We start from the raw sequence: 22,937 nt of genomic DNA on the forward strand, positions 1-22,937 counted from the left end.
GGCCGGCCATGTTGCTTAATGCCGCAGATTCACTCGTCGTTTTTATTGACGTTCAGGAAAAACTCGCACCTGTTATCCACCAACGCGACCAGGTCATCGGCCGTATGCGCTGGCTGGGTGAAATTGCTCATGAGCTGACGGTGCCAACAGTTGTCACCGAGCAGTACCCCAAAGGCCTGGGCATAAGTGTAGACGATCTATCCGCAATTATTGAAAACTCCCGGGTCATCGAAAAACTGCATTTCAGTGCCTGGCAGGAGCCACAGTTTGTCGATGCACTGAAAGAAAGCAATAAACACCAAGTAGTGCTCATGGGCATTGAAGCCCATGTTTGCATTTTGCAGACCGCAGTGGATCTGCTGCAGGCTGGGTATAGGGTTTTTGTGGTGGAAGACGCTATTGGCTCACGCCGCGAAACTGACAAACAGGCTGCGTTAGCCCGCATGCGTGCCCATGGCGTGGAAGTGATTACCTCCGAAATGGCGGCGTACGAATGGCTGCATAAAAGTGGCACGGATACGTTTCGCACGATCACCAAAAATTGGATTCGCGGCTAAATTTTAGCGCTCACTGAAAAACTTAATTTGACAGGTGATGAGATGAGCGTATACTTGGGGTCGCTAGAAAAATTCGGCTGTCTAATTGTGGCCTGTTACGAAGTCTATCGCTGTACCTCGTTTTGTAAGTCCCAAGTAATACACGTATTTTTTAGCAATACCCTAGATTTTTCACATGCATTACGAGGAATATTCAGCATGTCTACAGTAACTGGTAAAGTAAAATTCTTTAACGAAGCTAAAGGTTTCGGTTTCATCGAGCAAGAGCAAGGCGCAGACGTATTCGTACATTTCAGCGCTATCCAGGCTGACGGTTTCAAAACCTTAGCAGAAGGTCAAACTGTTCAGTTCACTATCGCTCAAGGCCCTAAAGGTCCACAAGCTGAAAACGTAGTACCTATGTAAGACGTTGCTTTTGCAACGCGCTTTTAGCGAAACGAATTTAAAAAAAGCCGCTCAGTGAGCGGCTTTTTTTTATGTCTCGTCTTTCTGCCGTCGCTTCGCGGCAGCCTGTTCTTCAGTGAAAAAATCCATGTCGTCCAGCTCTACCTCTGGCAACTCCTCACAGACACTACCGCCGAGCTTGTTCACCGCCGCACAGAGATCGGAGACTTTCTGGTCCAACACATGCACATGATCAAGCATACGCCCGATGGCCGTTGCGACCGGATCGGGGTTATCAGGTGAGATGGCGTAGGCATCAAAACCATACTGCTTGGCCATAGCGGCACGCCGCTCGCTGACCTGCTTGTCAACTTTGCCACTACTGGCGACACGGGCCGGAATACCGACAACTGTCGTGTGCTCGGCAACATCCTTCACTACTACAGCATTTGAACCAATTCGCGCTGAACGACCTACCTGAATGGGACCCAGAACTTTCGCGCCGGCACCAATGACCACGCCATCAGCCAACGTCGGATGACGTTTGCCATGATCCCAGCTAGTGCCACCCAGGGTCACGCCATGATAAATCGTCACATCGTCGCCAATCTCTGCGGTTTCGCCAATCACCACGCCCATACCATGGTCAATGAAGAAACGGCGGCCGATACGGGCACCAGGGTGAATTTCAATTCCGGTAAACCAGCGCGCCAGGTTAGAGGTAAAGCGTGCCAGCCAATACAGCCGCCACCGCCATAGCCGGTGGCTGAGACGGTGCCACCAAATGGCATGCAGGCCCGGATAGGTGGTTAAAACCTCGAACCAGTTGCGCGCCGCCGGGTCGCGGGCGTAAACGCTGCGTATGTCTTCGCGGATGCGTTTGAACATGTCTCTTTCAATCCCATGGTTGCGTAATGCCCCTAGTATATCAATTTCCGACGGCTTGCGTTAACCGCGCCGTTTTCTGCGGTGTGTTTGTAGCGCAGTGCTTGATTTGTTTTACCAGCCGGGCGTAAGGTGGTGTTTTACGCAATAAAACCGACAGAGGATCCCATGACCCTGAGAAAATCTCCTTTAGCTGCTGCGATGACTGCGGCGAGCTTACTTCTTGCTGGCACCGCAGCGCATGCGGATACCCTGCTTTATGCGGGCAAGTTGATTGATGGTACCGGGGCGGTACCACAAAGCAATCAGACTATTGTTATCGCTGACGGCCGCATTAAAGCCATTGTCGCTGGCTTTCAGCAAGCGGATGCTGACGATACCGTCATCGACCGCCGTCATGGTACGGTGATGCCTGGCTTTATCGACATGCATACGCACCTGACCTCAGAAATGGCGGCGGGCAGCTATATTCATAAATTCACCAAGAGCGCGGCAGATGTCACGCTCGACTCAGTCAACTACGCGCAAAGGACCCTTGATGCTGGCTTCACGACAGTGCGTGATCTGGGCGACTCCTATAATGCGAGTATTGCCCTGCGCAACGCTATTAACGCAGGTAAAGTGACCGGCCCACGTATCTTTACGTCCGGTAAATCCATTGCTACGACCGGCGGACACGCTGACCCAACCAATGGCGCCAAAGAAGGTCTGTACGAGAGTCCTACCCCTGCAGATGGCGTTGTTAACGGGCCCTACGAGGCGCGTGAAGCCGTGCGTGCACGCTATCAGGACGGTGCCGACTTAATTAAGCTGACGGTAACCGGCGGTGTGCTAAGTGTCGCTAAAAGTGGTCAGAACCCGCAGTTTATGATGGACGAGCTAAAGGCGGTGGTCGATACCGCGCGCGATTACGAGATGAAAGTGACCGTCCACGCCCACGGTAAAGAAGGTATGCTGCGCGCCATTGAAGCCGGCGTGGACTCGATTGAGCATGGCACCTATATGGACGACGAAGTTATGGCCGCAATGAAGGCTAAAGGCGTGTACTACGTCCCAACCATTACCGCAGGCAAGTCTGTTGCCGAGCGCGCAGAGATCCCGGGCTTCTTCCCCGAGCTAGTGCAACCGAAGGCGAAAGCCATCGGGCCTAAGATTCAGGGCACCTTTGCCGAAGCTTATAAACAAGGCGTTAAGATCGCTTTTGGTACCGATGCCGGTGTCTTTGATCACGGCGAGAACTATCGTGAGTTCGGTTACATGGTAGAAGCAGGCATGCCTGCACTGGAGGCGATTAAAGCGGCCACTTTTGAAGCCGCGACCCTGTTAGGCACCATTGATGATTTTGGTACCCTGGAAGTGGGCAAGCGCGCGGATATCGTTGCTACCAGCGGTGACCCGCTAACCGATATCGACGCGCTTGGCGCAATCAACCTGGTCATGAAAGACGGTCAGGTTTATAAAAACACGCTTAATTAAAGTCTTTCAGCAGTTGGCGGACGTCAGCGAGAATGGCGTCCTCCAGCTCTTTCTCATAGCCCTCGCGCTCATCATCCATTTTGCGAATTTCTGCCTTAGGATATTCTTTTCGCGCGCCGTGCGTGGGCATATGCTTTATACGCTCATACATGTCATGCAAGGCCGGGTAACGCTCACTGTATGCGCGCGGACCCCGCTCTACCCGCAGATCAAGCAGTACAACCAGACGCAAGGCACCTTCTGATAGCGGACACTGGCCCTGATCCATCGATTTGGCAATGGTCACAATACTTTCCTGCAAACGTTCATTGCGTTGACCAATGGCCACGTCGCGGCGTTCGTTCTGGCTCTTCAGCTGACTCAATAAGCGTCCGGCAATGAAAGCCAGCGCGGCAATGACGATAGCGCCTAACGCTATCAGCAGCCACAACCACCATGGCATGTCAGTCATCATCATCCTCCCAGTCGTCGTCTTCGTAGTCGCCATCAAGCGACAGGCCTAACTGTTGTGCCAGCTGCTCAAAACGTTCCGTACGTTCATCTACATACGCTTCTTCTTCAGCAGTCAGATCGGTGCCGGCTTCAATTGCCGCCAGTAACTGCTGCAAACGTACGTCATTCTCCAACGCTTGTAACTCGGCTTCGGCAGCCGCACGGTTAAATGCGGACTGACTAACAGTCGTCGCGGTGGTCGCCGCTGCGCTCACCAACTGGATGGGCTTTTTGCTGCCCTTGCGCGGATCTTGTGCAGCAGAGCTGCCGCTGGAACTGCGCTGCGCCGGTCGTTCAACATTAAAGCGGGAGCCCGGACGCTTGCCCTTGCCTTTATGCTTGCGCGTCGTTTCCGGTGCTTTACGTTGCTGTTCTTCTCTGGGCTTTTTTGCCGGCGCCAAAGGGCCTGTTTTGCGGGTCTTCTTCTTACGCGTCATAGACTCTGATTTTCCAATGAGGGAGATAGGTGTAGTTTAACTTACAGTGCGGGAAAATAAAAAGGCGATGCCGAAGCATCGCCTAGGGTATTCTCTCTTTGTCACACAGCGCACGTGCGATTCATGAGAACGGTTGTCAATTCATCCTTGATTGTTAATTATAACTTCCATGCAGTTTATTATTATTATTGTTATTTTTTCGCGCATTAACCGAGCTTTTGATTTTATTATAAGTAGCTTGGTCAGCAACGGCCTCCTGGCCTGTTGTTATTCCCTGGATTAAATCCGTAAGTTGACTCAGCAACCGGTGGGTGACGCTTGCGCAGCGATTCCCGTCATTTGGAATGGCATTCAGACTACTGAATCGAAAATTTTTATCAATGATTTTTATGATCTAAAAAATATGTTTTTTATGCTCTATAGGTTTATAGCTTGGTTTTTATGGGCTTTCTGAGCGCTGACTTGTAACATAAAAATAAAAAAGCAGCACCTGGATGCTGCTTTTTTGACCGTTCGCTATTCTGTTCTTAATACAATCCAGAGATGTATTGAGACAAAATTTCGATGTCTTGGTCGGTTAATTTACTTGCCACGTCGCGCATCATACCGTTCATATCATTGGCGCGTTCACCGCTACGGAACATTTCCAATTGGGTCTTCAAGTAACTTGAATATTGGCCTGAAACGTCAGGAAAAGCTGCCAGACCCATACCATCACCACGCGGACCATGACAGGCTACACAAGCAGCAATCTTGCGTTCTTCGTCACCACCCATATAAAGGGCCTGCCCCGGCTCTACCACGTCTTCAGGAGCGGTGCCTTGCATCGGATCCTGGCTGGCAAAGTATGCTGCCAGATCAGCAATATCCTGATCATTCAGGTTGGCCGCCTGGCCCTGCATGATTGCGTTCACGCGCCCCTCTTCGCCACCGGTCTCGCTTGCCAGCTGATAATCATGTAGCTGTTTCTTCAGATACGAGGCATGCTGTCCGTTCAGTTTCGGATACATGTCGGAAGGCGAGCTACCGGTTTGACCATGGCATGCGGCGCAAACTGTTGATTTTTGCTTTCCGGCTTCAGCATCACCTGTGGCCGCCATAACGGCGCCAGTGAAACCTAAATAAAGCCCAACGAACAATGCGATTTTTTTCATGATCGATTTCTCTGCTCTGGATGTTGTAACAGTCGCTATTTTACACAAAAGTTGTAAGGATTAAACGCCTAATCGTGTTAGCATACGCATTCCTTCGAAGCATTTTGAAAATCATGGAATCAACAAGCCTTAACTTTCAACCCACAGTGTTTATCACAAGTGCCGCCGATATTCGCCAGTTACCCGCTGACGATGGCGTCGAAATAGCCTTTGCCGGTCGCTCCAATGCCGGTAAGTCGAGCGCGCTCAATACACTGACACGGCAGCGCAACCTGGCCCGTACCAGTAAAACCCCTGGCCGCACCCAGCTGATTAATGTGTTTGAAGTAGCACCGGGTAAGCGCCTGATTGATTTGCCCGGCTATGGCTACGCGAAAGTGCCGATTGCGGTGAAAGAGAAGTGGCAGCGCGCGCTGAGCGAGTACCTGCAAAAGCGTGAGTCGCTGAAAGGGCTGGTGTTGTTAATGGATATTCGTCACCCTTACCGCGATGTCGACCAGGAACTTTTGCACTGGGCCACTGACTGTGACATTCCGGTACTGGTGCTACTGACGAAAGCCGATAAGCTCAAGCCCGGCGCGCGTAAGTCAACGCTGCTGCAGGCACGGGAAGCGGCATTAGTTTTTGGCGGTGACGTGACCGTCGAAATGTTTTCCTCTCTGAATAAGCTTGGACTACCATTGGTCGAGGCCAAGTTGACCGAATGGTTAACGCAAGATGGAGAATGAAGCGCCTCCTTTAAAAGCCTGGCTGTTATTAGGCTTACTGGCGCTGATCTGGGGCAGTTCGTTTTTGCTGATTAAAAAAGGGCTGCTGGGCTTTGCTCCAGACCAACTGGCGGCCATTCGTATCGCCTCGGCGGGCTTCGTTCTGCTGCCTTTTATTTTACACCGCTTTAAGACCGTGCATCGCCACCATTGGTGGAAACTGATCTGTGTCGGTCTGGTCGGCAGCTTTATTCCGGCCTTCTTGTTTGCCTTTGCGCAGACCGATTTGCCATCGGGGGTGACCGGAGTTCTCAATACTTTTACGCCGCTGGCGACCCTGATCATCGGCGTGATGTTATTTCGCCAGACCGTGCGGGTGCAACAATGGCTGGGGATTATCATAGGCCTTGTCGGTACGCTACTGCTGGTCACCGCGTCCGCGAACGGCGCATTTGAGTTTAACCGCTATGGGCTGTTAATTATCGCGGCGACCATTTGCTATGGCCTGAATCTCAACCTGATAAAACATCATATTCCCGATCTCGGTGCGTTGACCATTACCGGCGTATCGCTATTTTTGGTTGCTCCGGCAGCACTTATTTATTTGCTCATCGCTACGCCGTTTACTGCGCAGCTACAACAACCTGAGGCCTGGTTTCCGTTGGGTGCCATTTTGCTGTTGGGCATTGTCGGTACCGCGATGGCGCTGGTGATTTTTAATACGGTAGTGAAATTGACCGACACCACCTTTACCAGCTCGGTCACTTACCTGATCCCAATCGTTGCCTTAATTCTGGGCATCCTTGATGGCGAACCATTTTACCTGCAGCAAGGTGCGGGGCTGGCGGCGATTCTGACCGGGGTCTGGATTGCCAATAAGCGCAAGCGTCCGCCAGTGAATACACCGCGATAAAAACGCGCCAAGCAGAAAAGAAAAAGCCCGGCTGGGAGCCGGGCAAAAAACTTACAATCCAGGGAGAGAACATCTCTGAAAGGACTTCGCAAACGGAACAAAATTTCTCGTTTAATGCGCCTTTCACTAACTCTGACCCGGCCCCTTTTAATAAGTTCAAAAAAAATAAAAAAACTTTTTAGCGCGCTTAATGCGCCTCATCCCAGTTGGCGCCTACACCAGCTTCGGCAATAAGTGGTACGTCGAGTTCAACCGCACTTTCCATAACTTCGACGAGCGCTTTTTGCAGTCGCTCAACCTGATCATCGCGCACTTCAAAAACCAGTTCATCGTGCACCTGCATAATCATCCAGGCCTGCGCGTCCGTAACTTCTTTTCGCATGAACTCAGCGACCTTAATCATCGCATATTTAATGATATCTGCTGCAGTTCCCTGCATCGGGGCGTTAATCGCAGCGCGCTCCGCCGCTTTTCGCCGCGCCGCATTCTGCGCGCGAATTTCAGGTAAATGCAGACGTCGGCCGAACAGCGTCTCAACAAAGCCATCACGCTTAGCTTGTTGGCGCTTGCTTTCCATATAATCATGCACGCCGGGGAAGCGCTCGAAATACTTATCCATATAGTCCTGCGCCTCATTACGGGAGATATCGAGCTGGCGGGCGAGCCCAAACGCCGACATACCGTAAATTAAGCCAAAGTTAACCGCTTTCGCACGACGACGTTGCTCGGCAGTCACGTCGTCAAGCTTCACGCCAAAGACTTCTGCAGCCGTCGCCTTATGGATATCGCGGCCTTTCGAGAAGGCTTCCAGCAGGTTCTTGTCCTGTGACAAGTGCGCCATAATGCGCAGTTCGATCTGACTGTAGTCAATCGCCATAATCTGATAACCCGCAGGTGCGGTAAATGCCTGACGGACGCGCCGTCCGGCCTCCGTGCGGATGGGGATATTCTGCAAGTTCGGGTCACTTGAAGACAACCTGCCGGTCGCGGTAACGGCCTGATGATAGGAGGTATGAATACGCCCGGTGCGCGGATTCACCATCTTCGGTAATTTGTCGGTATAAGTTGACTTCAGCTTGCTCAGGCCCCGATGGCGCATAATCACATCAGGTAAGGGGTAATCTAACGCCAGCTCCTGTAATACTTCTTCTGCGGTAGATGGGGCGCCTTTGGGCGTTTTCTTACGGACTGGCAGTTCGAGCTTTTCAAACAATATGGCCTGTAGCTGCTTGGGCGAGCCCAGATTAAATTCTTCACCGGCAATGGTGTAAGCCTGCTCTTCAAGCTTGGCAAGCTCCAGCGCAATTTCATTGCTCTGTTTGGCCAATAACTGCGCGTCAATCTGCACGCCTCGCTGCTCCATATCCACCAGCACCGGTACCAGAGGTAATTCGATCTCGGTCAGCACACTGATGAGCGAGCCTTCCTGACTTACTTCGTGCCAGAGCTTTTCGTGCAGTTGGAAAGTGACATCGGCATCTTCGGCAGCATAAGGCGCTGCCTGATCCAGGCCGATCTGATTAAAGGTGAGTTGTTTAGCTCCCTTACCAGCAATGTCGGTAAACGCAATCGGGCGGTGTCCAAGGTATTGCAGACTCAAACTGTCCATATCATGGCGCGACGCAACACTGTTAAATACGTAGGAAGCGAGCATGGTATCGTTTTTAATACCCGCCAGGCGGATACCATAGCGCCGTAAGATATGGCTATCGTATTTTAGATTCTGCCCGACCTTGGTTGCCCGCGCGTCTTCGAGCAAGGGTTTTAGTTGGTTCAATACCCAGTCACGCGGCAGTTGATCGGGCGCGCCGGGGTAGTCATGTGCGACCGGAACGTACGCGGCCTGACCTGGCGCCAGCGCGAACGAAACACCCACCAGCTCGGCTTCCATGTAATTTAAACTGGTGGTTTCTGTATCAAACGCGAACACCTCGGCTTGTTTTAACTTCTCAAGCCACTGGCTAAAGGCTTGTTCCGTGTAAATAACTTCATAATCATCGGCACTGATGGCTGTCAGCGATTCACTTTGCGTCGCGTCCGCAGCCTTTTCTGAGCGCGCGGTTACCGGCCCTTCCTGCAGCACTTCGTCGAGCCAGCGGCGGAACTCGCATTCCTTGTAAAGCTCAATGAGCTTTTCTTTATCAGCCGGTTGAATCTCAAGGTCCGCCGGTTTAATGCCATCAAGATCGACGTCGAGCTTAATGGTGGCAAGTTCACGCGAGAGCATCAGCAGCTCTTTATTCTCGGCCAGTTTCTGCGGCATGGTTTTAGCGCCGCGAAACCCTAAACCGGTAATCTTTTCCGGATCGTCATACATGGCGTCAATCGACTGCATCCCCTGCAGCATCGCCAGTGCGGTTTTCTCGCCAACTTTCGGTAGTCCCGGAATGTTATCGGAGCTATCGCCCATCAGGGCCAGAAAATCAATAATTTGCGCCGGTGTCACGCCAAACTTCTCGACTACACCCTGCTCGTCAAGCAAAGTATCGGTCATTGTATTGATCAACATGACGTGCTCATTAACCAACTGCGCCATGTCCTTATCGCCGGTGCTGATCAGGGTAAAGCGGCCCTGCTCACCCGCCTCACGCGCCAACGTACCTATGACATCGTCGGCCTCGACATTATCGATGCAGAGTAGCGGTAACCCCAGCGCCTTCACAATTGCATGCAGGGGCGCGATCTGTGAGCGCAGATCATCCGGCATCGGTGGCCGGTTGGCTTTGTAATCCTCAAACATATCGTTACGGAAGGTTTTGCCCTTTGCGTCAAACACCACCGCCATATGCGAAGGCTGGTATTTCTTGATCAGACTGCGCAGCATATTCACCACACCATAAATGGCGCCGGTCGGCTCACCAGCGGAATTGGTCAGGTGTGGCGGCGCATAAAACGCGCGAAATAAATAGGATGAACCATCCACCAAAATAAAGGGGTTTTCGGGAACCTGGGGCGTTTCTTGTGCGGCCATAACTCAATTAGCTTTTCTGTTCAGATGTTGCCGCTAAGCATGCCACAGTCACCGGTTTCACGCTAGTTGGGCGCTCTCCGGAAAAGTGAATAATCTGTGGATAAGTCTGTTGACAATAGCCTACCGCACTGTGCTAAACGGGAGTGCCGTACAGTGTCAGGATAGCCGTAACATCTTGATTTTACTGGGAATAAATGAACTTCAAATTCCCTGACAGCTTTATTTTTTTATTTTGTGTCAGTTGTGGAAACTGATCTTTTGTTTGGTTCTCTGCGTAGGTTCTAATAAGTGTGTAATTAACGAATTTGAACCGTCGGGAAGCAAACTTCGGTGACACCATGGCCAACCGAAAAGTAAGACTACCACAAGTTGGTACGAATGCCAGATCGGGTTGACTCATTTTTAGAATGTTTTTCGCATATCAAAGTTGGCGTTTAGATTATTTTGTAATCAGAAATACAGGTTGAGCTTTTATATGATCATCGTCATACTAAGATTTGCTTGTTCGCAGATACATTTGTCGAAAAAGAGGTAGCGTCTAATGGAGCTTGCAGAAATGAGCCATACGACTATGACCGGCGATACCCAGCCGCAAGGTGAACGACGCCGCAGTGCTTTTGATCCGCAGCAGTGGTGGCAGCGCTTGACGATGGACCAGAAGTTTGGGGTCTATCAGCTCAATAAATTTGGCTTCGAGCTGGCATTTATCCGTAACTTGCCAACCGTCGGGCCACTCGCTGTTGTGCGCCGCAATCAGGAGTATGCGACCGTCAACAAACAAGGCGAAGTCGACCTGAAGCCGCAAATCACTATCCGTAATTAACGGCTGAGTGAAGCACGAAGTACCGACACCACGTGGTCGGTATCGGGCACCTTTCCCTCATGCCATAGGGCAAATGCCAAAGCCGCCTGCTCAACCAACATTCCCAGACCATCTGCTGTTTTTCCTGCCCCCGTACGCTGAGCTTGCTGCAGAAACGCGCTTGGTTCTCTGCCATACATCATGTCATAGGTCAGTACGCTACCAGCAAACCAGTCTGGGTGAACGGGAAGACCCTCTGCAGTTAGCGATGCAGACGTGGCATTGATCAGAATAGCGTCGGTCGCCAGGCCCGCCCGGGGTGCCTGCGCCAGCGCACTATAGTCAAGGGCCTGCAAACCAGAAAAGCGTTCCAGCAATGGCGCCACGCGCGCGGCGCTGCGATTGGTGATTACGACCTCTGCGCCGGCTTGTTGTAATGGCTCGATAACGCCACGGGCTGCGCCCCCTGCGCCGATGATAATCACGGTTCGCGCTAGCGCAGCCTCTGCTAACTGCCGCTGCAAATCACGCAACAGCCCTTCGCCGTCCGTGGTATCGCCTGCCAATTGGCCATATCCAAGTGGGATCAAGGTATTCACCGCGCCCGCTTTCGCTGCCCGTGCAGTAAGATGGGTCACCAGGCCCGCTGCCTTTTCTTTAAATGGCACCGTAACATTTGCGCCAGCGCCGCCGCGACGAAAAAAACCGGCCACCGCTGCCGCAAAACCCTGCTTCGATGTTAAACTACGCGTGTAGTCAAGCTGCAAGTTGAATTGCGCCGCGAACTGTTGATGAATTTGCGGTGAAAGACTGTGAGCTATCGGATTTCCAAATACAGTAAATTGCGTCATGCTATCATTTCTCAAAGGTAAAAAAGCGGCTGTTGAGCCTCCTTCGCAGTACCAGCAACTCGGCGGCGAATCTGCTGTCAGAGCCATGGCGGAGCGGTTTTACGATATTATGGCAACGGACCCCCGTGCCCGTGAACTACTCGCCCTGCATCCACAGCCGTTGACCGCTATCCGGCAAAAGTTTTTCGAGTTTCTCAGTGGCTGGCTGGGCGGACCGCAACTCTTTACTGAAAAATACGGTCACCCGCGCCTGCGCGCACGCCACTTGCCCTTTCGCGTCGACATCAAAATGCGCGATCAATGGTTACTGTGTATGTATCAGGTACTGGATGAGCAAGTCGCCGATCCCTTATTGCATATGCAATTAAAACAACAGTTTACCCGGCTCGCTCACCATATGATCAACACTGACTAAAGCTCATTGAGCCAGTCCCGCGGGCGCAGATAATCCTGATAGAGCCGCGCCTCGGCCGAACCTGGCTCAGGCTCATAACCATATTCCCAGCGCACTAAGGGTGGCATCGACATGAGAATCGACTCGGTACGCCCGCCCGTCTGCAGACCAAATAGCGTACCGCGATCCCAGACCAGGTTGAATTCAACGTAGCGACCGCGCCGGTAAAGCTGAAAATCACGTTCACGTTCCCCATAAGGATTATTCTTCCGCCTTTCGATAATTGGCAGATAAGCTTCCAGATAGGCGTCGCCGACGGCACGCATAATGGCGAAACATTCCTCGAACGGGCGGTCATTCAAGTCATCAAAAAAAAGCCCACCGACGCCCCGCGTTTCACCTCGGTGTTTAAGCCAGAAATAGTCGTCACACCAGGCTTTAAATTTCGGATAAAGCGCTGAATCAAACGGATCGAGCGCAGCTTTAGCAACCTCGTGCCAGTGTTTGATGTCTTCGTGGACCGGGTAAAATGGCGTCAAATCAAAACCACCGCCAAACCACCAGACCGGATCGGCGCCCTCTTTCTCGGCAATAAAAAAGCGCACATTGGCATGGCTGGTCGGAATATGCGGGTTGTGCGGGTGCATTACCAGACTCACCCCACAGGCATTAAAGTTACGTCCGGCCAGCTCCGGGCGATGCGCCGTGGCCGAGGCTGGCATCTGCTCACCGTACACATGCGAGAACCCAACGCCGCCCTGCTCCAATACAGCGCCATTACGCAGCACACGGGAACGGCCACCACCACCGCCCTCGCGCTGCCAGTTATCCTGGTGAAATTTGGCGCCGCCGTCGGCTTGCTCGAGCGCCTGACAAATGCGGTCCTGCAGATTTTTTAAATAGGAAATGACTTCAGTTAGTGCGGGATGACTCATAATTAAACCCGATAAACCTGTTGTGTAAGTGGATCAATAATTTTCGAAGGGCTGGCGGCGCCGCCGGTCTCGGCGTCCATCACCCAGGCTACGTCGTTGCCAAATTGTGCCCGCACCGCAGCGGCATCGGTAAGCGCCGGCGCACCACTGACATTGGCGCTGGTAGAGACAATAGCACTTCCCAGGGCACTACACAGCTGACGGGTGGGTTCGTGTGCCGTCACCCGCACGGCAATTTTGTCACTGCCGCCGGTTAGCCAGTCCGGCGCGCCTGGTGCCGCAGGTAACAGTAAGGTGACGGGGCCCGGCCAATGCGAGAAAACCGCAAACCGTTTGTCCTGTGGTATTTTCAGATCGGCAACGAAGGCAACCACCTGGCTGTAGTCCGCCGCGACCAGAATCAGGCCCTTTTCGCGCGGCCGTTGCTTCAGGGCTAATAATTTTTCTACTGCCTGCTGATTGCGTGGGTCACAACCAACGCCAAATACCGCCTCGGTCGGATAAGCAATAATCCCACCTTCGGTAAACGCTGTCTTTGCAGCCTGCCAATCCATTTAAGATCTCCTGCGCGAAAGGCCTACTCATTCTTATGAACATCTTCGGCCCACGATATCGGTGTTAGCTTAGCGAATTTCCGACTTAAAATCACAATCTGAATTGCCGCAGATCAGGCGTTCGCCAGCGGCAGTTTTCTTACGGAGAAGAATCGGGAATTCGCATTTAGGGCAGGATTCTGCCACAGGCGGCAACGGAACGGAAAACTTGCAGGTGGGATAAGCGTCGCAGGCATAAAACGAATGCCCATAGCGGCTGGTTTTTTGTACCAGCTTGCCGCTTGCGCATGCCGGACATGGCACGTCAGTGCCCGGATCAAAGTCCGCTGCGGTCATGTAGTCACAGTCGGGATAGCCACTGCAACCGACAAACAGGCCATAACGCCCCTTTTTCAGTTGCAGTTCACGTTGACACCGGGGGCACGGAACGCCCAGTGACTGAGGTTCAAGGAAGTTGTCACTCATTTAATGCAGCAGGCCTTCCGGTTCCTCGAACAACAGGCCTTCCATCTGACTGTAAGCGTCTTCGCACCCAGGTACATTAAACAGGACCATGAGTACCACCCACTTCAGATCATCCAGTGTGACTTCCGGCATATCCAGTTCCATGACGCGATCCATCACCATTTCGCGGGTGGCGAAATCGAGCACACCAAGGTTCTCCAGATACATTAAAAAGCCACGGCTGGCACAATCAAGACGCGCGGTCTCTTCTGCAGTAAACACTCGTGTTGCACTGCTTTGAGAACGATTAAGGTAAGGTTTGGTTTGACTGTCCTGGAGGTCGGCCAAACGTTCTAACCAGGCCAGAGCTTTGTGAATCTCCTGCTGACGGAACCCCGCCCGCGTGAGCTCATCGGTAAGCTCGTCATGGTTCACCACTACCTCAACATCCGAGTGGATGAAGTTCTCGAACAGATACATGAGGATATCAAACATCTTTAGCGCCTCCCCACTTTAATATAACCACCGGCGACTGAAGCTACCCGGCCTTCTAATTCTAATAACACCAACTGCTCTGAAACCACAGCGACCGGTAGTCCGCTGCGTGCAACGATAGTGTCTATCGATGTAGCCTCATTGCCCACATTAGCCAACAATTGCGGGTTTGCCAAGCTTCGCTCACAATTATTTTGGCCTTGTTCTGGTTGATATGGGGCCATTCTCGGCAATTGCAACTCATTCAGCACATCATTGACCTGACTGACCAGCGCAGCGCCCTGTTGTAGCAGCCGCAGGTTACCTGTCATGCCCTGATCCCAGATACTACCGGGTAATGCCAGCACCGAGCGGTTTTGCTCAAGCGCCAGTCGCGCGGTTACCAGCGAGCCGCTTTTCAGTTTCGCTTCAATGACCAGCACCGCGCGGGCCAGTCCACTTAGAATACGGTTACGCCGTGGAAAGTGATCAGCTTTCGCTGGCGTCCCCGGGGCGAATTCGCTAACGATAACCCCGGTCTGCTCAATCTGTTGTTGTAACGGCCGATGCTGACGCGGATAAGCAATATCAGGTCCGGTGCCAAGCACCGCCAGCGTTGCGCCGGCGATCAGCGCTCCCTGATGGGCAGCACGATCGACGCCCTGCGCCAGTCCACTGCTGACCAGCACCCCTGCGCGCGTCAGATGTTCAGCAAAGTAACTGGCATTATGCTGCGCCGGAGGGCTGGCCTTGCGACTGCCGATAATTGCCACCTGCGGCAAGCTCAGTAGCTCGGTTTGGCCGGCGACGAAAAGCACCAGTGGCGGCTTCTCGATGGTGCGTAGTTGCTCAGGATAATCAGGCGAGAACCAGTGGAGAACTTTACGCTGTCCGTCAGGTGCGCCACGCAACCAATCTTCGAGCGTTGTGAGATAGCGCTCGGGAATCGCATTAACGTGAGGCTTAAGCAGCGCCTGACAGGCGGCAAAGCTGGCGCGCTTCATTACCTGACGACGTTCGGTGGCAGCGAGTCGCTGCAACGCCAGCAGGTCAACAAGTCGAGGTTGCATAGCACGTCCTTGTGCAGTGATGAATTTTTAATTAATCTTCGTTATTCAGTAGCTTGGGTACAAAATAAGTGCCGACTTCGAACCAGTCGTGCGATTCAACGACCATCGCCATGCTTTGCTGCTCGAAGGTTTTTATCACCAACAGCTCTGCACTGGCCTTGGTCGGCAGACGCAAGGTTTCGCGCCACTGCCGCGACAGATCATCGTAAGGCTTGTAAAGATTCGCAAACTCCGGCTTTTCGTTATCCATAAACACAACAACGCCCGGTCGCACGGCCTGGAACATCTGGCCCATCTCGACACCATCGGCGCGACCTTTATCGAGTACCACAATGTCATATTTGCCGTGCTTATTGCGCGCGTTTAACGAGCCAATCACGTAGCCATCCACCGGCGCACCGCTAGAGGGCACAATAATGGGGGGCAGCTGTGTCGGTTGCGGTGGCAGAACCACATCGCCACGACGAATTTCCCGCTCGGGCTGAATCAGCTCGCCTTCAATCATATCGACATGGTGCAGGTTAATACGAACGCCCGCTACGTCGCGCAACAAGGTATAGCCATCCCAACTGTCCACTGGCGTGAACACCCGGTATTTGCTATCAAGCTCAACATCGCCTTTGATATACACCGGCGCCATCCCGTTAATGCGCGGTGCGCCGCGGTTGTCACCCAGAATCAGCGGCAGTTGTTTGATTTCACTGTCACTGGCAATATGATGGCCAGCCAGGAAAGGCTCCAGCGCTGCCCGGTCAAAGGTGGGAATGGGGTCGGCTTTTTGTTCCAGCTGTCCTTCGGGCGCCAACGACTTAAAGGCTTTCCGGCTCAGTTGCGGCCGGCCATTGACCCAACTCAGATAAAGGCGGTCGCCCGGGTAGATCAAATGTGGATTAGCAATACTTTCATTGACCCGCCATAACTCAGGCCATAACCACGGGTCGTTCAGATACATTGCCGAAATATCCCAAAGCGTATCGCCCTTTTTCACCACGTATTCGCGCGGCGCGTCTTCGCGCAACCGAATGACGTCACCACGCGTGGTGGTGGTCGCTGAGGTATCGTTTTGTTGTGTTGCGAACGCCGTTGCTGGGGGTAGCAGCAAAAAACCGATCACCGCAATCGTTTGGAATCGCCACGTAGTCATGTTGAGCTCCATTGTAAACTCGTGTTTTCATCCTCAAATTACGTTAAAATTAGGCAAGATGAAACTAGCGAATGACGAGTTATGACTAAATTAACTATTTTAAAATACCCAGACGAACGTTTACGCACCGTCGCCGAACCTATCTCTAGTGTAGATGATAGTATGCGCGACACCATTGATGCGATGTTCGAAACCATGTACGACTCTAATGGTGTAGGCCTTGCTGCGACACAAGTCAATGTGCACAAACGCCTTTTCATAGCTGATTGTAGTGAAGATCAAAACGAACCGCTCGTTTTTATTAATCCTGAGATTACCGAAAAAGACGGTTTATTCGCTAATGAAGAGGGTTGTTTGTCCTTTCCGGGCGTGTACGCGAAAGTCGAGCGCGCCAGCAAAGTAACCGTCAAGGCACTGGATCGTAATGGTGAAGAATTTTCGTTAACCGCTGAAGGCCTGCTGGCGATTTGTATCCAGCACGAGCTTGATCACCTGAATGGCAAGCTGTTCGTGGATTACCTGTCCCCGTTGAAGCGCGACCGTATTCGCAAAAAGCTGGAAAAAGAAGCCCGGCTAAGCGCGGTGTAGTCCCGGATGCGTATCATCTTCGCCGGTACTCCGGAATTCGCTGCGGGACACCTTGCCGCATTGCTCCAAAGCGATGCGCATGAGGTCGTGGCCGTCTACACCCAACCTGACCGGCCCGCCGGCCGCGGCAAAAAACTGCAAGCCAGCGCGGTAAAACAACTCGCGCTACAGCACGACCTGCCGGTAGAACAACCTGTTTCACTGAAAGATGCTGACGCGCAGGCGCAACTGGCGACCTATCATGCTGACGTGATGGTGGTGGTCGCCTATGGCCTGATTCTGCCTGAGGCGGTACTACGCCTGCCTACCTATGGTTGTGTGAATGTACACGGCTCGCTGTTGCCACGTTGGCGCGGCGCCGCTCCTATTCAGCGCGCCATCTGGGCCGGTGACAGCCGCAGCGGTGTCGCGGTCATGCAAATGGAAGCAGGTCTTGATACCGGCCCGGTGTTACTGGAGCAGTCGGTCGCTATCGCCGCTGACGAAACCTCCGCCAGTTTATATGACAAGCTCGCGCAGCTTGGCCCGCAGGCCTTGTTGGCGTGTCTCCACGACTTACCTGCGCAACTGGCGCAAGCCACCGTGCAAGACGAAGCCCAAGTGACCTATGCGCATAAACTCTCCAAAGAAGAAGCGCAACTTGACTGGCAGCAGCCTGCAGCGGTACTCGAGCGTTGGATTCGCGCGTTTAATCCGTGGCCGGTCGCATGGCTGCGCAGCGCCACCAGCGAGGTAGTGAAGGTTTGGCGCGCTCAGGTCGTACCGGGGCAGCAGCAGTCCCCTGGCACCGTGCTACAAGCCGATAAGAACGGTGTTGTGGTGCAAACGGCCGACCAGGCCTTGTGCATTACTGAACTTCAGCCAGCCGGCAAAAAGCCGATGCCCGCCGCCGACTTTCTCAACGGCCGTAGCGAGCAGTTCCCCGTAACTGCGCCATTGCCCGGGGTTCACCATGAGTAAAGGCGCGGCCTCACGAGCAGCCGCCGCCCGCATTCTGGTTGAGGTGCTGGAGCATGGCCGCTCACTGACTCAGGCCTTGCCCCAGCATACCGAGCACCTTGAAGGCCGCGATCGTGCCATGGTGCAGTCATTATGTTATGGCGTGCTACGCCAGTTACCTTTGCTAAATGCTGCATTAGCAGAATTTTTAACCAAGCCGCTTAAAAAAGACCTTATTATCCTGCACCACCTGTTGTTAGTGGGCGCTTACCAACTTCTCTTTATGGGAACCTCCGATCATGCCGCGGTTGCAGCTACCGTGGAAGCAACCGAAACACTGAAAAAACGCCGGCAAAAGGGTCTGGTCAATGCCGTATTACGTAACTTGCAGCGCCAGCGCGAGCCGCTGCTGACGCGCGTACAGGCCGATGCCGACCTCGCTCACGGTCACCCGCGCTGGCTGGCGGACACAATCAAAGCCGCCTACCCGACGGCAGCTGCTGATATTTTCTCAGCAAATAATCAGCAAGCGCAAATGTGGCTGCGGATTAATACGCAGCAAACCTCTGTCGCGGCTTTTACTGCGGCTTTAACGGCATTTGACCCCGAACTTCAGGTACATGACGCGCCTGCTCCATTCGCTGAAACGGTGCAACTACGCCACGCGGTGGACGTGCGCACGCTGCCGGGCTTTGCCCAAGGGTGGTTCTCAGTACAGGACATTGCCGCGCAACACGCCGCGCACCTGCTGCAGCCGCAGAACGGTGAACGCATTCTCGACTGCTGCGCCGCGCCCGGCGGAAAGACAGCACACTTGCTCGAACTCGCGCCGCAGGCCTCTGTCCATGCCCTGGATATTGAACCACAACGTTTGCAAAGAGTACGGGAGAACCTGGATCGACTGCAGCTGAATGCTACCATTATCAGCGGCGACGCCAGCAGTCCTGACAGCTGGTGGGACGGCCAGCTCTACGACCGTATTTTGCTGGATGCGCCCTGTTCGGCAACCGGCGTTATTCGCCGCCATCCGGACATAAAATGGCTGCGTCGACGCAAGGATATTGAGCAACTGGCAGCACTACAAAGCGCCTTACTGGACGCTCTCTGGCCATTACTACGACCAGGTGGTAGGTTAGTTTATGCGACCTGTTCTGTTTTGCCGGTTGAGAATCGACAGCAGGTTGAGGCCTTTTTGACGCGTCATAGTGATGCTATAGGCCTACCGACCGCGCCAGACGGCGCAATTTGCTGGCAACGCCTCCCCGGCGATCAGGGGGGTGACGGTTTCTTTTACGCAAGTGTGGAAAAACAATAATGAAAATAGTCATTCTTGGTGGTGGACAAGTTGGCGGTACACTGGCAGAGAACTTAGTCGGTGAAGACAATGACATCACCGTGGTCGATATTGACCCCGGCCGCCTGACAGAGCTTTCCGAGAGCCATGACATCCGCACCGTGCAAGGGCACGCTGCGCACCCGCGAGCACTGCGCAATGCCGGCTGTGAAGATGCCGACATGCTGATTGCGGTCACACCCAGCGATGAAACCAACATGATGGCATGCCAGATTGCCTACACGCTGTATCGCACCCCTAAACGCATCGCCCGAATTCGCTCAGAAGAGTACATCGACTTTAAAGATCGGCTGTTTCACAAGGACGACGTGCCGGTAGATCATATTATTTCGCCCGAACAGCAAGTTACCATGTATGTAAAACGCCTGGTGGACTACCCCGGCGCATTGCAGGTCATGGAATTTGCCAGCGGCCGCGCTAGTCTGGTCGCGGTGAAAGCCTACTATGGCGGTAAGTTGGTAGGCCATGCCATTTCGTCACTGAAAGAGCACATGCCCAACGTTGAAACCCGCGTAGCTGCCATTTTCCGTCAGGGCAAAGCCATTAAACCAATGGGCACGACGATCATTGAGGCCGGGGACGAGGTGTTTTTTATTACCGACACCCGCTACGTGCGCATGGTCATGGAAGAAATGCAAAAGCTGGAGCATCAGTATCGCCGCATCATGATTGCCGGCGGCGGTAATATCGGCGCAGGTCTGGCACGCCTGTTAGAAGAGAATCACCACGTTAAACTCATCGAGAAAAATCTCGAGCGCGGCGAAATGCTTAACGAGCAACTACGCCATACCACCATTTTACAAGGCGATGCTTCCGACGCGCGGCTACTAAGTGATGAGCATATTGAAGACGTTGATGTTTTCATTGCCGTGACCAATGACGATGAAGCCAATATCATGTCGGCCATGCTGGCGAAGAAAATGGGCGCGAAAAAGACCATGGTTCTGATTCAGCGCCAGGCCTATGTCGATTTGGTTCAGGACGATGTTATTGATATCGCTATCTCACCGCAGCGTGCCACTGTTTCAGCGTTGTTATCCCTGATTCGCAAAGGTGACATTGTCAATGCTTACTCATTGCGCAAAGGCGCTGCCGAAGCCATTGAAGCCATAGCCCATGGTGATGAGAAGACCTCGAAGGTGGTCGGTAAAGCCATCGGCGAAATCAAATTGCCGCCCGGCACTACCATTGGCGCCATTGTCCGTGGCCATGAAGTTATGATTGCGCACGACGACACCGTCTTGCATGCTGACGACCACGTGATTCTGTTTCTGGTCGACAAAAAATACATCCGCGAAGTCGAGCGACTCTTTCAGCCCAGCGCCCTTTTCTTCTAGGCGCTACGAGCGCCAGAAGGTCGGGGTCAGGAGCACCAGTATCGTGAAGACTTCCAGACGACCGAATAACATAGCGACCACCAGCAGCCATTTCGCCGCATCAGGAATGGTGGCGTAGTTCGCGGCCACATCGCCCAAGCCAGGACCCAGGTTATTGAGACATGCCGCGACCGCTGAAAACGCGGTAATATCGTCCAGTCCGGTGGCCAGTAAGCCCAGCATAATTACCACAAATACCAGCGCGTAAGCAGCAAAGAAGCCCCATACTGCATCTACCACGCGCGGCGGTAAGATCCGGTTGCCCAGCTTCACCGTGTAAACACCGGCCGGATGCACCAGCCGGTTCAGCTCGCGCATGCCCTGGCGGAATAACAGCACTACCCGCACTACTTTCAAGCCACCCGCAGTTGAGCTGGCACAGCCACCAATGAAACTTGCGAATACCAGTAGCAACGGCAGGAACAGCGGCCAGGAAGCAAAATCGGTGGTCGCAAAGCCTGCGGTGGTGCTGATCGACACGGCCTGGAACATAGCCTGATTAAACGCGGTACCGGTATCTGCGAATTGCTTATGTACCAGGACAGTCGCGAACACGAGTAAAACCAGTGATAGCTGAATACCTAAAAAAGCTTTGACCTCTGGGTCGCGCACGTAGCTCATCAAGCTACGTCCGGTTATGGCTGCGTAGTGAATGGCGAAGTTAATTGACGATAACAGCAAGAAGACCACGCAAATGGTATTGATAGTTGCGCTGTCAAAGTGACCCATGCTGGCGTCGTAGGTACTGAACCCTCCGACTGCAATGGTGGAAAAGGCATGACTGATGGCATCAAACCAGCTCATACCTGCCAGGTGATAAGCAACCGCGCACGCTGCGGTTAGCGCAACGTAAATATACCAGAGGTGTTTTGCCGTATCGGCAATACGCGGGGTCATTTTGGTATCTTTTTGTGGCCCGGGTATTTCGGCGCGGTAGAGCTGCATACCACCGATACCCAACATCGGCAAAATGGCGACTGCCAATACGATAATACCCATTCCGCCCAGCCACTGAAGCTGCTGGCGGTAGAACATAAGACTATGTGGCAGGGTTTCAATGCCCTGAATCACCGTTGCGCCGGTGGTCGTAAGCCCGGAAAAAGACTCAAACACCGCGTCAGTGAAGGACAGCGGTAGCTCTTCAGCGAACCACAGCGGCATTACGCCGACCATGCCCAATACGGTCCAGAACAACACCGTTAACAAAAAGCCGTCGCGAACTTTCAGATCAGAATGCACTGAACGGTTGGGGTACCAGACCAAAAAGCCGATAACAATGCTGATAGCAAAGGCCAGCATAAAGGCGGTACCGCCGCCGTCACCGTAATAAAGCGCAACGACCGCCGGGGGCAGCAAGGTTGCACTGAATACACAGATCAATAATCCAAGGACTCGAAAAATACCTCTTAGGCGCACGGCGCTTCCTCTATTATTTTTAGTTCGACACGCCCTTGTGTCGCATTTTTTAGTGCGTCGGCCAGATCGGTGCTATCGGCGTCGGCAATCGCAATCGTCTGCGTGATGGTGTCGGTAAATTCCTGCGCAGTTGTCAGCGCATCGTACTGTGCCAGCCAATGCGAGACAACTTTTTGATCTGCATAATCGTAGTGCAAACGGGCTGCTTTGCGTACTTTTTTCTCAATAAAATCGACTGTTTGCAATGCCTCCACCGTCGCTTGTGAATAGGCGCGCTGCAATCCGCCGGTGCCAAGTTTGATACCGCCGAAATAGCGCGTTACCACCACCGAGACCTCACCCACCAGCTGATTCAGTAATACGTTGAGCATCGGCCGTCCGGCGGTACCCCCCGGCTCACCATCGTCGCTCATGGCGTAGCTCTGACTATCGTCAGGGGCGCCGGTTACCGCCGCACTGCAGTAATGATTGGCACCTGGCCAGCGCTGCTGGCACTGCCGGATGTGCTGCTGATGCGCCGCTGGCGAGTCGGCATGGGCGACCGACGTAATAAAGCGACTGTGCTTGATCTCAAGTTCAGTCACCGCCGCTGCGCCGGGTATCCGATAAGCCTGCATAAT

Annotated in this window: 25 protein-coding genes; 11 read left to right on the forward strand and 14 right to left on the reverse strand. The window is 53.2% G+C overall.

Features of this window, described 5'->3' with window-relative positions; all coding sequences use genetic code 11:
- Nucleotides 1-8: 8 nt before the first annotated feature.
- On the forward strand, nucleotides 9-557 hold the full coding sequence (locus CWI71_RS02795; RefSeq protein WP_126753735.1) for a hydrolase: 549 nt from the start codon (nucleotides 9-11) through the stop codon (nucleotides 555-557).
- Between the two features lie 198 nt (nucleotides 558-755).
- Entirely contained in the window at nucleotides 756-962 is a 207-nt protein-coding gene (locus CWI71_RS02800) for a cold-shock protein (RefSeq protein WP_026861200.1), read from the forward strand.
- A 69-nt stretch (nucleotides 963-1,031) separates the two neighbouring features.
- Here CWI71_RS02800 and cysE read toward each other — a convergent pair whose 3' ends face one another.
- Nucleotides 1,032-1,829: a serine O-acetyltransferase gene (cysE, locus tag CWI71_RS02805; RefSeq protein ID WP_126753736.1), complete on the reverse strand. Its 798-nt coding sequence runs from the start codon at nucleotides 1,827-1,829 to the stop codon at nucleotides 1,032-1,034.
- Between the two features lie 165 nt (nucleotides 1,830-1,994).
- Between cysE and CWI71_RS02810 the strand changes: the two genes are divergently transcribed.
- Nucleotides 1,995-3,302 (forward strand): metal-dependent hydrolase family protein, encoded by a 1,308-nt coding sequence (locus CWI71_RS02810; protein ID WP_126753737.1) that lies wholly within the window; start codon nucleotides 1,995-1,997, stop codon nucleotides 3,300-3,302.
- Here CWI71_RS02810 and CWI71_RS02815 read toward each other — a convergent pair.
- The 3 genes from CWI71_RS02815 to CWI71_RS02825 form a co-directional block, all read right to left on the reverse strand.
- On the reverse strand, nucleotides 3,295-3,753 hold the full coding sequence (locus CWI71_RS02815; protein ID WP_241967595.1) for a DUF2489 domain-containing protein: 459 nt from the start codon (nucleotides 3,751-3,753) through the stop codon (nucleotides 3,295-3,297). The two genes, CWI71_RS02810 and CWI71_RS02815, sit on opposite strands and share 8 nt — an antisense overlap.
- The gene (gene yihI, locus CWI71_RS02820) at nucleotides 3,746-4,231 is read right to left on the reverse strand and encodes a Der GTPase-activating protein YihI (RefSeq protein ID WP_126753739.1); all 486 of its coding nucleotides are present in this window, start codon (nucleotides 4,229-4,231) and stop codon (nucleotides 3,746-3,748) included. Before yihI ends, CWI71_RS02815 begins: the two co-directional genes overlap by 8 nt.
- Before the next feature lie 527 nt (nucleotides 4,232-4,758).
- Nucleotides 4,759-5,385, reverse strand: a complete 627-nt coding sequence (locus CWI71_RS02825; RefSeq protein WP_126753740.1) for a c-type cytochrome — start codon at nucleotides 5,383-5,385, stop codon at nucleotides 4,759-4,761.
- A gap of 113 nt (nucleotides 5,386-5,498) precedes the next feature.
- On the opposite strand from CWI71_RS02825, the gene yihA reads away from it, so the two are divergent.
- Together yihA and CWI71_RS02835 are read left to right on the forward strand one after the other, a co-directional pair.
- On the forward strand, nucleotides 5,499-6,113 hold the full coding sequence (yihA, locus tag CWI71_RS02830) for a ribosome biogenesis GTP-binding protein YihA/YsxC (protein WP_126753741.1): 615 nt from the start codon (nucleotides 5,499-5,501) through the stop codon (nucleotides 6,111-6,113).
- A complete protein-coding gene (locus CWI71_RS02835) occupies nucleotides 6,103-7,005 on the forward strand; it encodes a DMT family transporter (RefSeq protein WP_126753742.1) in 903 nt (300 codons plus the stop codon). The genes yihA and CWI71_RS02835 overlap by 11 nt, the downstream gene beginning before the upstream one ends.
- Before the next feature lie 187 nt (nucleotides 7,006-7,192).
- Here CWI71_RS02835 and polA read toward each other — a convergent pair whose 3' ends face one another.
- Nucleotides 7,193-9,976 (reverse strand): DNA polymerase I, encoded by a 2,784-nt coding sequence (gene polA / locus CWI71_RS02840; protein WP_126753743.1) that lies wholly within the window; start codon nucleotides 9,974-9,976, stop codon nucleotides 7,193-7,195.
- Nucleotides 9,977-10,532: 556 nt separating this feature from the next.
- On the opposite strand from polA, the gene CWI71_RS02845 reads away from it, so the two are divergent.
- On the forward strand, nucleotides 10,533-10,799 hold the full coding sequence (locus tag CWI71_RS02845) for a hypothetical protein (RefSeq protein WP_126753744.1): 267 nt from the start codon (nucleotides 10,533-10,535) through the stop codon (nucleotides 10,797-10,799).
- On the opposite strand, the gene aroE is transcribed toward CWI71_RS02845, so the two are convergent.
- Nucleotides 10,796-11,629 (reverse strand): shikimate dehydrogenase, encoded by an 834-nt coding sequence (aroE, locus tag CWI71_RS02850; RefSeq protein WP_126753745.1) that lies wholly within the window; start codon nucleotides 11,627-11,629, stop codon nucleotides 10,796-10,798. The two genes, CWI71_RS02845 and aroE, sit on opposite strands and share 4 nt — an antisense overlap.
- Here aroE and CWI71_RS02855 point away from each other — a divergent pair.
- Complete coding sequence (locus CWI71_RS02855; protein ID WP_126753746.1) at nucleotides 11,628-12,044, forward strand: group II truncated hemoglobin; 417 nt, start codon at nucleotides 11,628-11,630, stop codon at nucleotides 12,042-12,044. The two genes, aroE and CWI71_RS02855, sit on opposite strands and share 2 nt — an antisense overlap.
- Here CWI71_RS02855 and hemF read toward each other — a convergent pair.
- The 6 genes from hemF to CWI71_RS02885 all read right to left on the reverse strand — a co-directional run bounded on the left by hemF (nucleotide 12,041) and on the right by CWI71_RS02885 (nucleotide 16,644).
- Nucleotides 12,041-12,958: an oxygen-dependent coproporphyrinogen oxidase gene (hemF, locus tag CWI71_RS02860; RefSeq protein WP_126753747.1), complete on the reverse strand. Its 918-nt coding sequence runs from the start codon at nucleotides 12,956-12,958 to the stop codon at nucleotides 12,041-12,043. The genes CWI71_RS02855 and hemF overlap by 4 nt on opposite strands.
- Nucleotides 12,959-12,960: 2 nt before the next feature.
- On the reverse strand, nucleotides 12,961-13,512 hold the full coding sequence (gene tsaC, locus CWI71_RS02865) for an L-threonylcarbamoyladenylate synthase type 1 TsaC (RefSeq protein ID WP_126753748.1): 552 nt from the start codon (nucleotides 13,510-13,512) through the stop codon (nucleotides 12,961-12,963).
- 69 nt (nucleotides 13,513-13,581) lie between these two features.
- Nucleotides 13,582-13,977, reverse strand: coding sequence for a DNA topoisomerase family protein (locus tag CWI71_RS02870; RefSeq protein WP_126753749.1), 396 nt, complete (start codon nucleotides 13,975-13,977; stop codon nucleotides 13,582-13,584).
- Nucleotides 13,978-14,451, reverse strand: coding sequence for a DUF494 family protein (locus CWI71_RS02875; protein ID WP_126753750.1), 474 nt, complete (start codon nucleotides 14,449-14,451; stop codon nucleotides 13,978-13,980).
- 2 nt (nucleotides 14,452-14,453) lie between these two features.
- The gene (dprA, locus tag CWI71_RS02880) at nucleotides 14,454-15,500 is read right to left on the reverse strand and encodes a DNA-processing protein DprA (RefSeq protein WP_126753751.1); all 1,047 of its coding nucleotides are present in this window, start codon (nucleotides 15,498-15,500) and stop codon (nucleotides 14,454-14,456) included.
- A gap of 31 nt (nucleotides 15,501-15,531) precedes the next feature.
- Nucleotides 15,532-16,644, reverse strand: a complete 1,113-nt coding sequence (locus CWI71_RS02885; protein ID WP_157981040.1) for a LysM peptidoglycan-binding domain-containing protein — start codon at nucleotides 16,642-16,644, stop codon at nucleotides 15,532-15,534.
- Nucleotides 16,645-16,725: 81 nt separating this feature from the next.
- Between CWI71_RS02885 and def the strand changes: the two genes are divergently transcribed.
- The 4 genes from def to trkA are packed head-to-tail and all read left to right on the forward strand — an operon-like array spanning nucleotide 16,726 to nucleotide 20,862.
- On the forward strand, nucleotides 16,726-17,232 hold the full coding sequence (def, locus tag CWI71_RS02890) for a peptide deformylase (RefSeq protein ID WP_126753753.1): 507 nt from the start codon (nucleotides 16,726-16,728) through the stop codon (nucleotides 17,230-17,232).
- 6 nt (nucleotides 17,233-17,238) lie between these two features.
- Nucleotides 17,239-18,192 carry a methionyl-tRNA formyltransferase gene (fmt, locus tag CWI71_RS02895; protein WP_126753754.1) on the forward strand — a complete coding sequence of 318 codons (954 nt, stop codon included), beginning with the start codon at nucleotides 17,239-17,241 and terminating at the stop codon, nucleotides 18,190-18,192.
- Complete coding sequence (gene rsmB, locus CWI71_RS02900; protein WP_126753755.1) at nucleotides 18,185-19,486, forward strand: 16S rRNA (cytosine(967)-C(5))-methyltransferase RsmB; 1,302 nt, start codon at nucleotides 18,185-18,187, stop codon at nucleotides 19,484-19,486. Before fmt ends, rsmB begins: the two co-directional genes overlap by 8 nt.
- Nucleotides 19,486-20,862, forward strand: coding sequence for a Trk system potassium transporter TrkA (trkA, locus tag CWI71_RS02905; protein ID WP_126753756.1), 1,377 nt, complete (start codon nucleotides 19,486-19,488; stop codon nucleotides 20,860-20,862). Before rsmB ends, trkA begins: the two co-directional genes overlap by 1 nt.
- 3 nt (nucleotides 20,863-20,865) lie before the next feature.
- Here the strand turns inward: trkA and CWI71_RS02910 are convergent, their stop codons facing one another.
- Nucleotides 20,866-22,317, reverse strand: a complete 1,452-nt coding sequence (locus tag CWI71_RS02910; RefSeq protein ID WP_126753757.1) for a TrkH family potassium uptake protein — start codon at nucleotides 22,315-22,317, stop codon at nucleotides 20,866-20,868.
- Nucleotides 22,308-22,934 carry a YigZ family protein gene (locus CWI71_RS02915; RefSeq protein ID WP_126753758.1) on the reverse strand — a complete coding sequence of 209 codons (627 nt, stop codon included), beginning with the start codon at nucleotides 22,932-22,934 and terminating at the stop codon, nucleotides 22,308-22,310. The genes CWI71_RS02910 and CWI71_RS02915 overlap by 10 nt, the downstream gene beginning before the upstream one ends.
- Between the last annotated feature and the right edge of the window lie 3 nt (nucleotides 22,935-22,937).

Origin of the sequence: Pseudidiomarina insulisalsae (assembly GCF_003987065.1) — a bacterium.
In the GTDB taxonomy this organism is placed as follows: domain Bacteria; phylum Pseudomonadota; class Gammaproteobacteria; order Enterobacterales; family Alteromonadaceae; genus Pseudidiomarina; species Pseudidiomarina insulisalsae.